9 protein-coding genes are annotated in these 14,051 nt (G+C 57.5%); 4 read left to right on the top strand and 5 right to left on the bottom strand.

All coding sequences use genetic code 11. The annotated features are described in order from the left end of the window. Position 1 precedes the first annotated feature (1 nt). Positions 2 to 871, top strand: a complete 870-nt coding sequence (nanK, locus tag RS584_RS20705; RefSeq protein ID WP_032645685.1) for an N-acetylmannosamine kinase — start codon at positions 2 to 4, stop codon at positions 869 to 871. Continuing rightward, the gene (gene nanQ / locus RS584_RS20700) at positions 868 to 1,335 is read left to right on the top strand and encodes an N-acetylneuraminate anomerase (RefSeq protein ID WP_047054290.1); all 468 of its coding nucleotides are present in this window, start codon (positions 868 to 870) and stop codon (positions 1,333 to 1,335) included. Before nanK ends, nanQ begins: the two co-directional genes overlap by 4 nt. Positions 1,336 to 1,369: 34 nt before the next feature. Here the strand turns inward: nanQ and gltD are convergent, their stop codons facing one another. Beyond that, positions 1,370 to 2,788, bottom strand: coding sequence for a glutamate synthase subunit GltD (gene gltD, locus RS584_RS20695; RefSeq protein ID WP_315748572.1), 1,419 nt, complete (start codon positions 2,786 to 2,788; stop codon positions 1,370 to 1,372). A 9-nt stretch (positions 2,789 to 2,797) separates the two neighbouring features. Further along, positions 2,798 to 7,258 carry a glutamate synthase large subunit gene (gene gltB, locus RS584_RS20690; protein ID WP_045334237.1) on the bottom strand — a complete coding sequence of 1,487 codons (4,461 nt, stop codon included), beginning with the start codon at positions 7,256 to 7,258 and terminating at the stop codon, positions 2,798 to 2,800. A 687-nt stretch (positions 7,259 to 7,945) separates the two neighbouring features. Here gltB and RS584_RS20685 point away from each other — a divergent pair. Further along, a complete protein-coding gene (locus RS584_RS20685) occupies positions 7,946 to 8,887 on the top strand; it encodes a TIGR01212 family radical SAM protein (protein ID WP_123249619.1) in 942 nt (313 codons plus the stop codon). Here RS584_RS20685 and RS584_RS20680 read toward each other — a convergent pair. After that, entirely contained in the window at positions 8,867 to 10,369 is a 1,503-nt protein-coding gene (locus RS584_RS20680) for a helicase HerA-like C-terminal domain-containing protein (protein ID WP_023295502.1), read from the bottom strand. The two genes, RS584_RS20685 and RS584_RS20680, sit on opposite strands and share 21 nt — an antisense overlap. Positions 10,370 to 10,506: 137 nt before the next feature. Between RS584_RS20680 and RS584_RS20675 the strand changes: the two genes are divergently transcribed. Next, entirely contained in the window at positions 10,507 to 12,153 is a 1,647-nt protein-coding gene (locus RS584_RS20675) for a dihydroxyacetone kinase subunit DhaK (RefSeq protein WP_315748570.1), read from the top strand. 91 nt (positions 12,154 to 12,244) lie between these two features. Here RS584_RS20675 and RS584_RS20670 read toward each other — a convergent pair whose 3' ends face one another. Both RS584_RS20670 and RS584_RS20665 read right to left on the bottom strand, forming a co-directional pair. Further along, positions 12,245 to 13,264 carry an NAD(P)-dependent alcohol dehydrogenase gene (locus tag RS584_RS20670; RefSeq protein WP_109937895.1) on the bottom strand — a complete coding sequence of 340 codons (1,020 nt, stop codon included), beginning with the start codon at positions 13,262 to 13,264 and terminating at the stop codon, positions 12,245 to 12,247. A gap of 83 nt (positions 13,265 to 13,347) precedes the next feature. Next, the gene (locus tag RS584_RS20665; RefSeq protein ID WP_045141585.1) at positions 13,348 to 13,848 is read right to left on the bottom strand and encodes a GNAT family N-acetyltransferase; all 501 of its coding nucleotides are present in this window, start codon (positions 13,846 to 13,848) and stop codon (positions 13,348 to 13,350) included. Positions 13,849 to 14,051: the final 203 nt, after the last annotated feature.

The raw sequence follows: 14,051 nt of genomic DNA, 5'->3' as shown, positions 1-14,051 counted from the left end.
AATGACAACCCTGGCTATTGATATTGGCGGCACCAAACTCGCGGCTGCGTGCGTGGAGGGGCAGACCATTACTGCCCGTCGCGAGTGTCAGACGCCTGCCAGCCAGACGCCGGAGGCGTTGCAGGCTGCGCTACAAACGCTGATTGCACCCTTTACGGCGCAGGCAACGCGGGTCGCGGTGGCATCAACCGGGATCATTCACAACGGTATTTTGACCTCCATTAATCCGTCTAATCTGGGCGGGCTGGCGGAATTTCCACTGGTGGAATTTCTCTCGGGAATAACCGATCTGCCGGTGATGGCGATCAACGACGCGCAGGCCGCCGCCTGGGCTGAGTTCTGCGCCTTGCCGGATGATGACGATATGGTCTTTCTGACCGTCTCAACCGGTGTCGGTGGTGGCGTGGTCCTCAATCGAACACTGCAAACGGGCAGCGGCGGTCTGGCTGGACATCTGGGTCACACGCTGGCCGATCCCGCCGGTCCGCGTTGTGGCTGCGGGCGAAGAGGGTGCGTTGAGGCTATCGCCTCGGGGCGCGGCATCGCTGCTCAGGCAGAAGGCGTATTGTCCGGGCTGGATTCGAAAGCGATATTCAGCCTTGCAGCGCAAGGTAATCCACAGGCACAGGCGCTGATTGCGCGTTCAGCGCAGACGCTGGCGCGTCTTATTGCCGATGTCAAAGCCGTGACTGATTGCCAGATTGTAGTTATTGGAGGCAGCGTGGGGCTGGCAGAGGGGTATCTGGGGCTCGTGGAGGCGTATCTGTCGCGGGAGCCCGCCGTCTATCAGGCCGCACTTCGGCCTGCACACTATCGCCACGATGCCGGGCTGTTAGGTGCGGCGTTGTTAGCACATGGAGACGCGTTATGATGCTGGGAGAGTTGCAGTCGCTGGCGACATCTGGCCTGACCGGGGTTCTGATCAATGCCCTCACGCTGGCCGTGGCGGCACGGCCAGAAGAGAAACGCCCTGGTCATTATGAACTCCAGGGCACGGATATCTTTATGAACGTGATGCAGTTTGCCACGCAAGAGCCGAAGCAGAAAAAGGCGGAACTGCACGCACAGTATATTGATATTCAGCTTCTGCTCGCTGGAGAAGAACGCATCTTTTTTGGGGTTATGGGGTCCGCGCGGGCGTGTGAAGAAATGCATAGCGCAGAAGATTATCAGCTTTGCCGCCACATCAATGATGAACAATCCATTGTATTAAAGCCTGGTATGTTCGTGGTCTTTATGCCGGGTGAGCCGCATAAGCCGGGATGTCTTGTTGAATCGGAGGGGGAAATTAAAAAAGCCGTGGTGAAAGTCCGGGCCAGCCTGTTAACCGCATAAAAAAGCCGGATGGGATGTCCATCCGGCTTGTCTCTTACACTTCCAGGAAGTTCATGATCCCGTCAGCCGCTTTACGGCCTTCGGCAATCGCCGTGACCACCAGGTCAGAGCCGCGAACGATGTCGCCACCGGCGAAGATTTTCGGGTTGCTGGTCTGGAACGCGTTATCGCTGCCTTCTGGCGCAATTATGCGACCCTGAGAGTCCAGCTCTACGCTGTGCTTCGCCAGCCACTCCATACTGTGAGGACGGAAACCAAACGCCATCACCACGGCGTCAGCCGGGATCACGTGTTCAGAACCGGCCACGATCTCCGCGCGACGACGGCCTTTCGCATCTGGCGCACCCATCTCCGTGCGCGCCATCTTCACGCCGCTCACTTTACCGTTGGCATTCACTTCAATACCCAGAGGCTGGATGTTGAACTGGAACTCGGCGCCCTCTTCACGTGCGTTTTTCACTTCGCGCTTAGAGCCCGGCATGTTCTCTTCGTCACGACGGTAGGCACAGATGACATGCGCCGCATTCTGGCGAATGGAGGTACGCACGCAGTCCATCGCGGTATCACCGCCGCCCAGCACCACCACGCGTTTGCCTTCCATGCTGACGAACGGCTCATCGGCGGTCTCGCCGTAGCCCATTAGCTGTTTGGTATTCGCAATCAGGAACGGCAGCGCGTCGTACACGCCTGGCGCATCTTCGTTCTCCAGACCACCGCGCATGGACTGATAAGTGCCCACGCCCAGGAACACGGCGTCGTAATCTTTCAGCAGGTCGTCGAGCTGCACGTCGCGGCCCACTTCGGTGTTGAGTTTGAACTCAATGCCCATGCCGGTGAAGATTTCGCGGCGGCGGGTCATCACCTCTTTTTCCAGCTTAAAGGCCGGGATACCGAAGGTCAGCAGGCCGCCAATCTCCGGGTGGCGATCAAAGACCACCGCCTTCACGCCGTTACGGGTCAGCACGTCCGCACAGGCCAGGCCTGCCGGGCCCGCGCCGATAATCGCTACGCGCTTGTCGGTTTGACGCACACCGGTCATATCCGGGCGCCAGCCCATCTCGAACGCTTTATCGTTGATATAGCGTTCGATGTTGCCGATGGTTACCGCGCCAAACTCGTCGTTCAGCGTACAGGAGCCTTCACACAGACGATCCTGAGGGCACACGCGGCCGCACACTTCCGGCAGGGTGTTGGTCTGATGAGACAGCTCGGCGGCTTCAAAAATACGCCCTTCGTTGGCCAGCTTCAGCCAGTTCGGGATGTAGTTATGGACCGGACACTTCCATTCGCAGTAAGGGTTACCGCAGGACAGGCAGCGGTCTGCCTGTGCTTTGGCCTGGCCTTCTGAAAACGGCTCATAGATTTCAACAAATTCAATTTTACGGATCTTCAGCGGTTTCTTTGGCGGATCAACACGCTGAAGGTCGATAAACTGGTAAACGTTCTGGCTCATCTGAATTCCTTACTGCGCCTGCACGCGCAGCTCTGCTGCGCTACGACTACGGTGACCCAACAGGGCTTTAACATCGCTGGACTTCGGCTTCACCAGCGCGAATTTCGCAGAGAACGCCGGCCAGTTGGCCAGGATCTCTTCGCCGCGCGAAGAACCGGTATGCTGCACGTGTTCGGTAATTAAACCGCGCAGGTGTTCTTCGTGGATGGCCAGCGTATCAACGTCCAGCACTTCCACCAGCTCCGGGTTCACGCGTTTGCGGAACTCACCGTCTTCATCCAGGACATAGGCAAAACCGCCCGTCATGCCCGCGCCAAAGTTCACGCCGGTTTTACCCAGGACGCACACAATTCCGCCCGTCATGTATTCACAGCCGTTATCGCCGATGCCTTCCACCACGGTGATGGCGCCGGAGTTACGCACCGCAAAACGTTCGCCCGCACGGCCCGCGGCAAACAGACGACCGCCAGTTGCGCCGTACAGACAGGTATTGCCGATGATGCTCGCTTCATGGCTACGGAAGGCTGAACCAACCGGAGGGCGCACCGCCAGCAGACCGCCCGCCATGCCTTTTCCGACGTAGTCGTTGGCATCGCCGGTCAGGTATAACTCAACCCCGCCTGCGTTCCACACGCCGAAGCTCTGACCCGCGGTACCGCTGAAGTGCGCGGTAATCGGATCCGACGCCAGACCCTGGTCACCGTGCGTTTGCGCGATGTAACCGGAGAGGGACGCACCCACGGAACGGTCGGTGTTGCGGATATCGAACCAGAACGTTTTGCTCTGCTTCTCATCCACATACGGCTTCGCCTGTTGCAGCAGCTGTGCGTTCAGCACGCCGTTGTCGAACGGCGGGTTGTTCTCGGTACAGTAAACCGCTTTGCCAGGATGCGGCTGAGCGGTTTCCAGCAGCTTAGACAGCTCCAGCTTCTGCTGCTTGGCCGTGAAGCCCTCAAGCTCCTTCAGCAGGTCGGTACGGCCAATCAGGTCTACCAGACGCTTAACGCCCAGCTGCGCCATCAGCTCGCGGGTTTCACGGGCGATGAAGTCAAAGTAGTTGGTCACTTTGAACGGCAGGCCGTGGTAGTGATTCTTACGCAGCTTTTCGTCCTGGGTAGCAACGCCCGTTGCACAGTTGTTCAGGTGGCAAATACGCAGGTATTTACAGCCGAGCGCAACCATCGGGCCGGTACCAAAGCCGAAGCTTTCCGCTCCCAGAATCGCCGCTTTGATGATGTCGAGGCCGGTTTTCAGTCCGCCGTCCACCTGCAAACGGATCTTGTGACGCAGGCCGTTAGCGACCAGCGCCTGCTGGGTTTCCACCAGGCCGAGCTCCCACGGACAACCCGCGTATTTCACGGAGGAGAGCGGGCTTGCGCCGGTGCCGCCGTCGTAACCGGCGATGGTGATCAGATCCGCATAGGCTTTCGCCACGCCGGTGGCAATGGTGCCAACGCCCGGTTCGGAAACCAGCTTCACGGAGATCATTGCCTTCGGGTTGACCTGCTTCAGGTCAAAAATCAGCTGCGCCAGGTCCTCGATAGAGTAAATATCGTGGTGCGGCGGCGGGGAGATCAGCGTTACGCCCGGCACCGAATAGCGCAGTTTGGCGATGTACGGGGTGACTTTATCACCCGGCAGCTGACCGCCTTCACCCGGTTTCGCACCCTGCGCGACTTTAATCTGAATCACGTCGGCGTTAACCAGGTACGCAGGCGTTACGCCAAAGCGACCGGACGCCACCTGCTTAATACGGGACACTTTATTGGTGCCATAGCGGGCCGGATCTTCACCGCCTTCGCCGGAGTTGGAGTTGCCGCCGATGCTGTTCATGGCTTCCGCCAGCGCTTCGTGGGCTTCCGGGCTCAGCGCGCCGATAGACATCGCCGCGGTGTCGAAACGTTTGAACAGCTCAGACGCGGGCTCAACCTCGTCAATGCTGACCGCTTCATCACCTGGATTGAGGGCAATGAGATCGCGCAGCGTCGCTGCCGGACGGTTGTTCACCAGCTCTGCATACTGCTGATAATCGCTGTACTCGCCGCTCTGCACCGCCTGTTGCAGCGTGCGCACCACGTCCGGGTTATAAGCGTGATACTCACCCCCGTGGACATATTTCAGCAGACCGCCCTGTTCCAGCGGCTTACGTGCCAGCCAGGCGCGCTTCGACAGGTTCACCAGATCCTGCTGGAAGTCAGCAAAACCGGCGCCGCCGATACGGCTGATCACGCCCTGGAAGCAGAGGTTGGCAACGTCGTCATGCAGGCCGACCGCTTCAAACAGCTTCGAGCAGCGGTAAGAGGCGATGGTCGAGATGCCCATTTTGGACATGATTTTGTACAGACCTTTGTTGATGCCGTTACGGTAGTTCAGCATCACAGCACGGTAGTCTTTGTCGATCGCGCGGGTATCCACCAGGCGGGCCAGCGTTTCGTAGGCCAGATACGGGTAGATTGCCGTGGCGCCAAAGCCTAACAGCACCGCAAAGTGGTGCGGGTCGCGCGCGCTCGCGGTTTCAACGATGATGTTGGCATCGCAGCGCAGGCTCTTGTCCACCAGACGCGTCTGGATAGCCCCCACCGCCATGGGTGCAGGCACTGGCAGACGGTTTTTCGCGATGTTGCGGTCAGACAGCACCAGCAGAACGGTGCCGTTACGCACCATCTGCTCGGCTTTATCGCACAGCGCGTTCACCGTCTCTTCGAGGCTCGTTTCGGTCACGTCGAAGGTGATATCGAGCGTGTCGGCGCGATAGTGCTCCTCGGTCATGGTGGTGAGCTGTTTGAAATCGGAGTACAGCAGGATCGGTGATTTAAAGGTCAGACGGTGCGCCTGGCCTTCGGCTTCACAGAATACGTTCATCTCACGGCCAATGCTGGTGGCCAGCGACATGACGTGTGCTTCGCGCAGCGGATCGATTGGCGGGTTGGTGACCTGCGCAAACTGTTGACGGAAATAGTCGTAAATAATGCGTGGCTGGCTGGAGAGCACGGCGAACGGGGTATCGTCACCCATTGAGCCGACCGCTTCCTGACCGTTTTCACCGAGCACGCGGATAACCGAGTCCAGCTCTTCCGCGCTGTAGTTAAACTGCTTCTGGAAGCTCGCGAGGGTGTCATCGTCCAGCTCGCGGCTGCCCACTTCTTCGTCCGACAGATCTTCAAACGGCACCAGACGACGCACGTTTTTCTCCATCCACTCTTTGTACGGATGGCGGCTCTTCAGATCGTTGTCGGTTTCGGCGGAATGCAGAATACGCCCACCGCGGGTGTCGATCACCATCAGCTCGCCCGGACCGACGCGGCCTTTCTCGACCACTTCGTCAGGCTGGTAATCCCAGATCCCGACTTCAGAGGCACAGGTGATGAGCTTGTCTTTGGTAATGACGTAGCGTGCCGGACGCAGACCGTTACGGTCCAGGTTACAGGCGGCAAAACGACCGTCGGACATAACGATGCCCGCCGGGCCGTCCCACGGCTCCATGTGCATGGAGTTAAAGTCGAAGAACGCGCGCAGCTCAGGGTCCATATCCGGGTTGTTCTGCCAGGCCGGTGGCACGAGCAGACGCATGGCGCGCACGATGTCCATCCCGCCCGCCAGCAGCAGTTCCAGCATGTTATCCATGGAGCTGGAGTCCGAGCCGGTTTCGTTCACGAACGGCGCGGCATCGTGCAGGTCCGGGATCAGCGGTGTCTGGAATTTATAGGTACGGGCGCGGGCCCACTGGCGGTTGCCGGTGATGGTGTTGATCTCGCCGTTATGCGCCAGGTAGCGGAACGGCTGCGCCAGCGGCCAGCGTGGAACGGTGTTGGTGGAGAAGCGCTGGTGGAACAGGCAAATGGCCGATTCCAGACGCAGGTCCGCCAGGTCCAGGTAGAAGCGCGGCAGGTCAGCCGGCATACACAGACCTTTATAGATGTTCACAAGGTTAGAGAGGCTACAGACGTAGAACTCTTTATCATCCAGAAGACGTTTTTCAATGCGGCGGCGGGCGATAAACAGACGGCGTTCCATATCACGCGGACGCCAGCCCGCAGGCGCATTGACAAAAATCTGTTCAATACGAGGCAGCGAGGAGAGGGCGATTTCACCGAGCACCCCTTCGTTGGTTGGCACATCGCGCCAGCCGACGATCGACAGGGTTTCACGCTGAAGTTCTTCTTCAACGATGCGGCGTGAGGCGGCAGCTTTTTCAGGATCCTGATTCAGGAACAGCATACCGACAGCGTAGTTTTTGGCTAAACGCCAGCCGCGCTCTTCCGCTACGATACGGAAGAAACGATCCGGTTTTTGCAGCAGCAGGCCGCAACCGTCGCCGGTTTTACCATCGGCAAGGATGGCGCCACGGTGCTGCATACGGGCCAGTGCGTGAATAGCAGTACGCACTACCTTGTGGCTAGGTTCGCCTTCTATGTGGGCGATCAGGCCGAAACCACAGTTATCCTTCTCAAGGGATTTATCGTACAACATATCAGTGAACCTCCCCAGGCTCGTCGGGCTTCCCACTGAACTTTACCGTGGCGCACAGGCGCAGAAAGAGCATGGCGACGGGGTTAGCGTTTCATACGCGGACCTCGCATTCGCCCTCTTTTTCATCCTTTCGCGCAGGTAAACAAGTTTGAGGACTTGCTTCAGAGGGAATCTCAATTACTGCATAAATATGATGAGCAGGCCGCTCATCCAGAAAGCTTCCAGCGGATTTCCAACTTATCGGGAATTGGTACACAGGTCAAATGGCAATCTTATTTATACAAAAATGTGCTAAAGCGTAGTTATCTTTTTGTTTTTAATATGTATTTAACTATTTTTACAACCACTTAAAGCACCGGGGAGGTGCAGGGGAGTGTGATCTGACTCACTATATGAAAGCGGTATTATCGATGCAGCGTGCTGAAATGCAGATTTATAGCAGAATATTAATCTGGTGTTGCATTCAAACCCGCATAAAATCACTGTTTTTCAGTCCTGGCGCTATAAATGAAAAAAACCATCAGAACATAAGGAAAAGTAATTACGTACAGGGTGAATGAAATCTCGGTAATCGTGATTATTTATTCAAACAGATAAAGGCCGTCCAGGGCGATTGATCCAGGTCATCGCCGACAGAGGCTAAAAATGGCAGGCTTGTCCCCTTTCTTCGGGACGGTCTATCAGATTATGCAGTTACAGAAATTAGTCAATATGTTTGGTGGGGATCTTTTGCAGCGCTATGGGCAAAAGGTTCACAAACTGACGCTGCACGGCGGCTTTAGCTGCCCGAACCGCGATGGCACCATCGGGCGTGGTGGCTGCACTTTCTGTAACGTGGCCTCGTTTGCTGACGAGGCCCAGCAGCATAAATCTATCGCTGAACAGCTCGCCCATCAGGCGAGTCTGGTGAATCGCGCGAAGCAGTATCTGGCCTATTTCCAGGCCTACACCAGCACGTGGGCTGAGGTGCAGGTGCTGCGCTCGATGTATCAGCAGGCGGTTGCTCAAGCGAACATTGTCGGGCTGTGCGTGGGGACGCGTCCGGACTGCGTGCCGGAGGCCGTGCTGGATTTACTTAGTGAGTACAAAGAGAAGGGCTACGAGATCTGGCTGGAGCTGGGCTTGCAGACCGCGCATGACAAAACCCTGCACCGTATCAATCGCGGGCATGATTTCGCCTGCTACCAGCGCACCACGCGTCTCGCCCGTGAGCGTGGATTAAAAGTCTGCTCGCATCTGATTGTCGGCTTGCCAGGAGAAGGGCAGCAGCACGGGCTGGAAACGCTGGAAAAAGTCGTCGAGACCGGCGTGGATGGCATTAAGCTGCATCCGCTGCATATCGTGAAGGGCAGCATAATGGCGAAAGCCTGGGAAGCGGGGCGGTTAAGTGGTATCGAACTCGACGACTATACGGTGACGGCGGGGGAGATGATTCGCCACACGCCTCCGGAGATTGTTTACCACCGCATCTCGGCCAGCGCCCGCCGCCCAACGCTTCTGGCACCGCTCTGGTGTGAGAACCGCTGGATGGGGATGCTGGAAATCGACCGCTATCTACAGGAGAACGGCGTACAGGGGTCGGCGCTTGGCCGCCCGTGGGTTCCCCCGCTACCGGCGACGGCCGCCTAGCAGACTTCCCAGCATGCCGCGTACTATCTGGTTGGTAATCTGACGCGTCGCGCTTTTTGCCATGGTCTGAACCACGCCATCGCGTTTGCCGCCGCGTGGCCCGGTGCTACCGAACAGAATATCTTTCAGCCCGCCGAGAATGCCGTCGTCCACGGCAACAGATTGCCCTTTTGCGGCAGGGGCATCCTGCGATTCGGCAGTCGCCTGCACCCCTTTTTGCAGCATCTCGAACGCGGATTCGCGATCCACCTCGTCTTCATACTTCCCGTACACCGGGGAGTGATTAATCAGGCCGTTGCGTTCATCGTCCGTTACCGGCCCCATGCGCGAGCAGGGCGCAATCACCATCGCACGCTCGACAACTGTCGGGCTGCCTTTTGCATCGAGGAACGAAATCAGCGCTTCACCGGTACCCAGCGCCTGAATGGCGGTTTCGGTATCAAAGGCCGGATTGGCGCGCATGGTTTGCGCCGCGGCTTTCACCGCTTTCTGATCTTTCGGGGTAAAGGCGCGCAGGGCGTGCTGCACGCGGTTACCCAACTGCCCCAGTACGTTGTCCGGAATATCCGACGGGTTTTGCGACACAAACCAGACCCCGACGCCTTTGGAGCGGATCAGGCGGATAACCTGTTCAATTTTATCCAGCAGCACCTGCGGCGCGTCGTTAAACAACAGATGCGCTTCGTCAAAGAAGAACACCAGTTTGGGTTTTTCCAGATCGCCTGCTTCCGGCAGTTGTTCGTACAGTTCAGAGAGCATCCACAGCAGGCTGGCGGCGTAAAGCTTCGGCATCTGGTAGAGCTTCTCTGCGCTCAGAATGTTGATGATGCCTTTGCCGCTGCTGTCGGTACGCATCCAGTCTTTGATATCCAGCATTGGCTCGCCGAAGAAGTGTTCGGCACCCTGTTGCTCCAGCGTCAGGAGCCCGCGCTGAATGGCGCCCACCGAGGCGCTGCTGATATTGCCGTACTGGTTCTGGAAGGATTTGGCGTTATCGCCAATGTACTGGGTGATGGCGCGCAGATCTTTGAAGTCGAGCAGCAGTAGCCCCTGATCGTCGGCGATACGGAAGATAATGTTCAGTACCCCGGACTGCACGTCGTTGAGGTTAAGCAGACGGGCCAGCAGCAGCGGGCCGAGGTCGGAGACGGTGGCACGCACCGGATGCCCTTTTTCGCCGAAGATATCCCAGGCCACCACCGGATTACCGTGCGGCGTCCAGTCCGTGATGCCGATACTTTTCAGGCGCTCAAGCAGTTTTTCTGACGCTGCACCTTCCTGAGCCACCCCGGTTAAATCGCCCTTCACGTCAGCCATAAAAACCGGCACGCCAGTCTCTGACAACGACTCAGCCAGCTTTTGCAGGGTAACGGTTTTCCCCGTCCCGGTCGCGCCGGTGATCAGGCCATGACGGTTCGCCATCGCGGGCAGTAAAAACAGCTCTTTTTCCAGCGTCCTGGCGATTAACAATGGTGTACTCATGATGCACGTCCTCTCGTAGTCCTGGGTGGAGTATAGGCAACCTGACGGCAAAATGTCTGCGTAAATTCCTCACTTTGCGGCGCATTATCCAGTGCGGACTATGCTTTTGCATACGGTAAACAAAATTTTGGGAAACTATGTCCAGATTCTTTTTTAACGACCGCAAACAGCTTGTCAACGATGCCATTGAAGGCATACTTCTCTCCGCGCCGCACGGTAATCTCGTCAAACTGGATATCGATCCGGCCATCCGCGTGGTGGCTCGCGGCGACTGGGATAAAAGCCGCGTGGCGGTGATCTCCGGTGGCGGCTCCGGCCATGAACCGGCACATGCCGGGTTCGTCGGTAAAGGCATGCTTACCGCAGCGGTATGTGGCGATCTGTTCGCTTCCCCAAGCGTGGATGCGGTCCTCAATGCCATTGTGGCGGTGACGGGCGATCGTGGCTGCCTGCTGATTGTGAAAAACTACACCGGTGACCGGCTTAACTTTGGCCTGGCGGCGGAAAAAGCCAAACGCTACGGCCTGAAGGTCGAGATGGTTATCGTGGCGGATGATATCGCCCTACCGGATAACAAGCAGCCGCGTGGTATCGCGGGAACGGCGCTGGTGCATAAGATTGCGGGATATGCGGCAGAACAGGGGAAATCGCTAAACGACGTGCGGGATATTGCACAACAGGCCTGCGATAACCTCTGGAGCCTGGGGGTTGCGATGCAAACCTGTAACCTGCCGGGTAGCGATGATGAAGAAGGGCGCATCAGGCAAGGCCACGTGGAGCTGGGGCTGGGGATTCACGGCGAGCCGGGGGCATCGGTGGTGGATACGCAAAACAGCAGAGCGATTATCGATACGCTGGTGACGCCGCTAAAAGCCCAGGCGGGTGACGGGCGCTTTGCGGTGCTGATCAACAACCTCGGCGGCGTGTCAGCGCTGGAGATGGCTCTGCTCACCAAAGAGCTGGCGCATTCGGCGTTGAAAGAGAACATTGCGTATCTGATTGGCCCGGCGCCGCTGATGAGTGCGCTGGATATGAAAGGCTTTTCGCTAACGCTGTTAAAGCTCAACGATTTCTTCGAGAAGGCGATTCACGCCGAGGTCGAGACGCTGGGCTGGCAGAAGCCCGTCGCGTTCGCGCCCCTGCGTACCGTCCCCCATAGCGCCCTTCATGATCGCGTGGAATATACCCCGTCGGACAATCCGCAGGTGAGCGAGGCCGTCGCCTCGGTAACGAAAACATTGATCCAGCTGGAAAATCGCCTTAACGCGCTGGATGCCAAAGTAGGCGATGGCGATACGGGCTCCACCTTTGCGCAAGGGGCGCGGGATATTGCGCAGCGACTTGAGGAGAACAACCTGCCCCTTAACGACGTGCCGACATTACTCCTGCTGGTAGGCGAGCGGCTGGCAACGGTAATGGGCGGATCGAGTGGGGTGCTGATGTCGATCTTCTTCACGGCGGCAGGACAAAAGCTTCATGATGGACTGCCGCTAGCTGAAGCATTGCTGAGCGGACTGGCGCAGATGAAGCAGTATGGCGGTGCAGATCTCGGCGATCGTACGCTGATCGATGCCCTGCAACCGGCGCTGGAGGCGTTACAGAAAGGCAATATTCAGGCGGCAGCGCAGGCCGCACAGCAGGGCGCCGAAGCAACGGCGAAAATGGCGAAAGCCGGCGCGGGACGCTCGTCGTATGTGAATAAAGAGAATCTGGACGGGGTGATGGATCCGGGGGCGGTCGCGGTGGCGGAAGTATTTAAGACCATGGTAGATGCAAAACGGTAACAACCGTTACCGTTTTTAGTGCTTGCGCCCTCTCTCTGTGGGAGAGGGTTGGGTGAGGGCATCAGGCCGCACATTCCCCGGCAATGTCACATCAAAAATCCGCTTTCAACACTACGCGGTAGCGGGCTTTGCCGTCGCGCACGTGCTGGATAGCTTCGTTGATTTTTGACATCGGGTACAGCTCGGTGGTGGGTGCCACTTTTGTGCGTCCGGCAAACTTCATCAGCTTGCGTAACTCATATGGCGTGCCGGTAGCAGAGCCGGATATGCTGCGATCGCCGCCGATCAGGGTAAACGCCGGAACCGGCAGTGGCTTCATCACCGCACCCACGGTGTGGAAGTTACCGCCGTAGGCCAGGGCTTCAAAGTACGGCTGCCAGTCGAGATCGACGTTCACGGTGTTGATGATCAGGTCAAACTGGCCTGCCAGAGCGGTGAGCGCCTGGGGATCGCGACTGTTTACCACTTTATCCGCACCCATCGCCAGCACTTCCTGCTCTTTCGCCGGGTTAGAGCTGAACGCCGTCACTTCACAGCCCATCGCGTGCAGCAGCTTGATGGCGATATGGCCCAGACCGCCAATCCCGATCACGCCCACGCGGCTGGTGGCGGTGACGTGATGCATCAGCAGCGGTTTAAAGACGGTGATACCGCCACACAGCAGCGGACCTGCGGATTCGATATCAATGCTGTCCGGCAGCGGGATAACCCATTGCCAGTCGGCGCGCAGCTTATCGGCGAAACCGCCCTTGTTCAGGATGGTCGGCGTTGCGCCCTCAAGGCAGTTGATCTGGTTGCCGCTGATACAGGCGTCGCAGTGGCCGCAGCTGCGTGCCGTCCAGCCGATACCCACGCGCTGGCCCACTTTCAGCCCTTTGTCCTGCGCGGCGCTGCCGAGCGCCACGACGTGGCCAATGACTTCGTGCCCGGCCACCAGCGGATAGCTGGAGAAGCCCCATTCATTGTCAATCATCGAGAGATCTGAGTGGCAGATCCCGCAGTAATCAACCTGTACTTCGACGTCTTCCGCTTTTAGTTCGCCCGCATCGTACTCGTACAGCTCAAGTTCTGCACCCGCCTGCGGTGCGGCGTAGCTTTTTATCTTCGACATCGCATTTCCCCTGTTTTGGTGTGAACTGTGAGTGTAGAGCATTCAGTTTACAGACGCTTAACAGAAGACGGCAGGAACAAAACTTACAGATTTTTCAGCATCCTGACTTCGCAGTCCACGTGGCCCGTGCAGCCCAGTGGCGCATCGATATGCTCAAAGCCGAGATGTTCATACAGGCCAATGGCCTCTTTAAGGAAAGCGGTGGTTTCAAGGTAGCAACGTTTAAAGCCCTGTGAGCGTGCATGTTCAAGGGCGACCAGCGCTAGCTTTTTCGCCAGGCCTTGTCCGCGTATCGTTGGCAGGAAATACATTTTCTGAAGTTCACAGATATCCGGCTCGCTGCAAAGCAGTGGGGCAATGCCGCCGCCGCCCACGACCTGGCCGTCCTGTTCAATGACCCAGTAGGCATGGCCCGGCTGGCTGTACAGCTGAAAAAGTTCGTCCAGATTTGGGTCGGCCACGGTGTAGCCTTTGTCGGCGGTCAGGCCATATTCGGCAGAAACCGTGCGGATAACGGCGGCGATAGCCGGGTTGTCGCTGGCGGATATCCGGCGGAGTGTAGGGAGGGACTGCGTGGAGCTCATTTTGTTACTCAATCAATAAAAATTCATCATAGTGATATTTGATACCACCCTCTTTACAATCATGCAAGGCAGAGATAATGACAGGGAAGAATTTTCATCATCCACATGGTGTTTATACCATTTCGCTCATGTTCTCTTTTTCAAAGTTATATTATTTTCTGTTGTTGTGAAGTGCGCTGTTATTATTTATCAGGATGATGAAT

Origin of the sequence: Enterobacter sp. DTU_2021_1002640_1_SI_PRY_ASU_LCPMC_013 (assembly GCF_032389435.1) — a bacterium.
GTDB classification, from domain to species: Bacteria; Pseudomonadota; Gammaproteobacteria; order Enterobacterales; family Enterobacteriaceae; genus Enterobacter; species Enterobacter hormaechei_C.
The sequence above is the reverse complement of the archived record's forward strand: the minus strand, read 5'-3'. Positions and strand labels throughout refer to the sequence as shown.

Coding starts and splice junctions, on each gene's coding strand:
- nanK (WP_032645685.1), top strand. CDS start 2: ATGACAACCCTGGCTATTGATATTGGCGGCACCAAACTCGCGGCTGCG.
- nanQ (WP_047054290.1), top strand. CDS start 868: ATGATGCTGGGAGAGTTGCAGTCGCTGGCGACATCTGGCCTGACCGGG.
- gltD (WP_315748572.1), bottom strand. CDS start 2,788: ATGAGCCAGAACGTTTACCAGTTTATCGACCTTCAGCGTGTTGATCCG.
- gltB (WP_045334237.1), bottom strand. CDS start 7,258: ATGTTGTACGATAAATCCCTTGAGAAGGATAACTGTGGTTTCGGCCTG.
- RS584_RS20685 (WP_123249619.1), top strand. CDS start 7,946: ATGCAGTTACAGAAATTAGTCAATATGTTTGGTGGGGATCTTTTGCAG.
- RS584_RS20680 (WP_023295502.1), bottom strand. CDS start 10,369: ATGAGTACACCATTGTTAATCGCCAGGACGCTGGAAAAAGAGCTGTTT.
- RS584_RS20675 (WP_315748570.1), top strand. CDS start 10,507: ATGTCCAGATTCTTTTTTAACGACCGCAAACAGCTTGTCAACGATGCC.
- RS584_RS20670 (WP_109937895.1), bottom strand. CDS start 13,264: ATGTCGAAGATAAAAAGCTACGCCGCACCGCAGGCGGGTGCAGAACTT.
- RS584_RS20665 (WP_045141585.1), bottom strand. CDS start 13,848: ATGAGCTCCACGCAGTCCCTCCCTACACTCCGCCGGATATCCGCCAGC.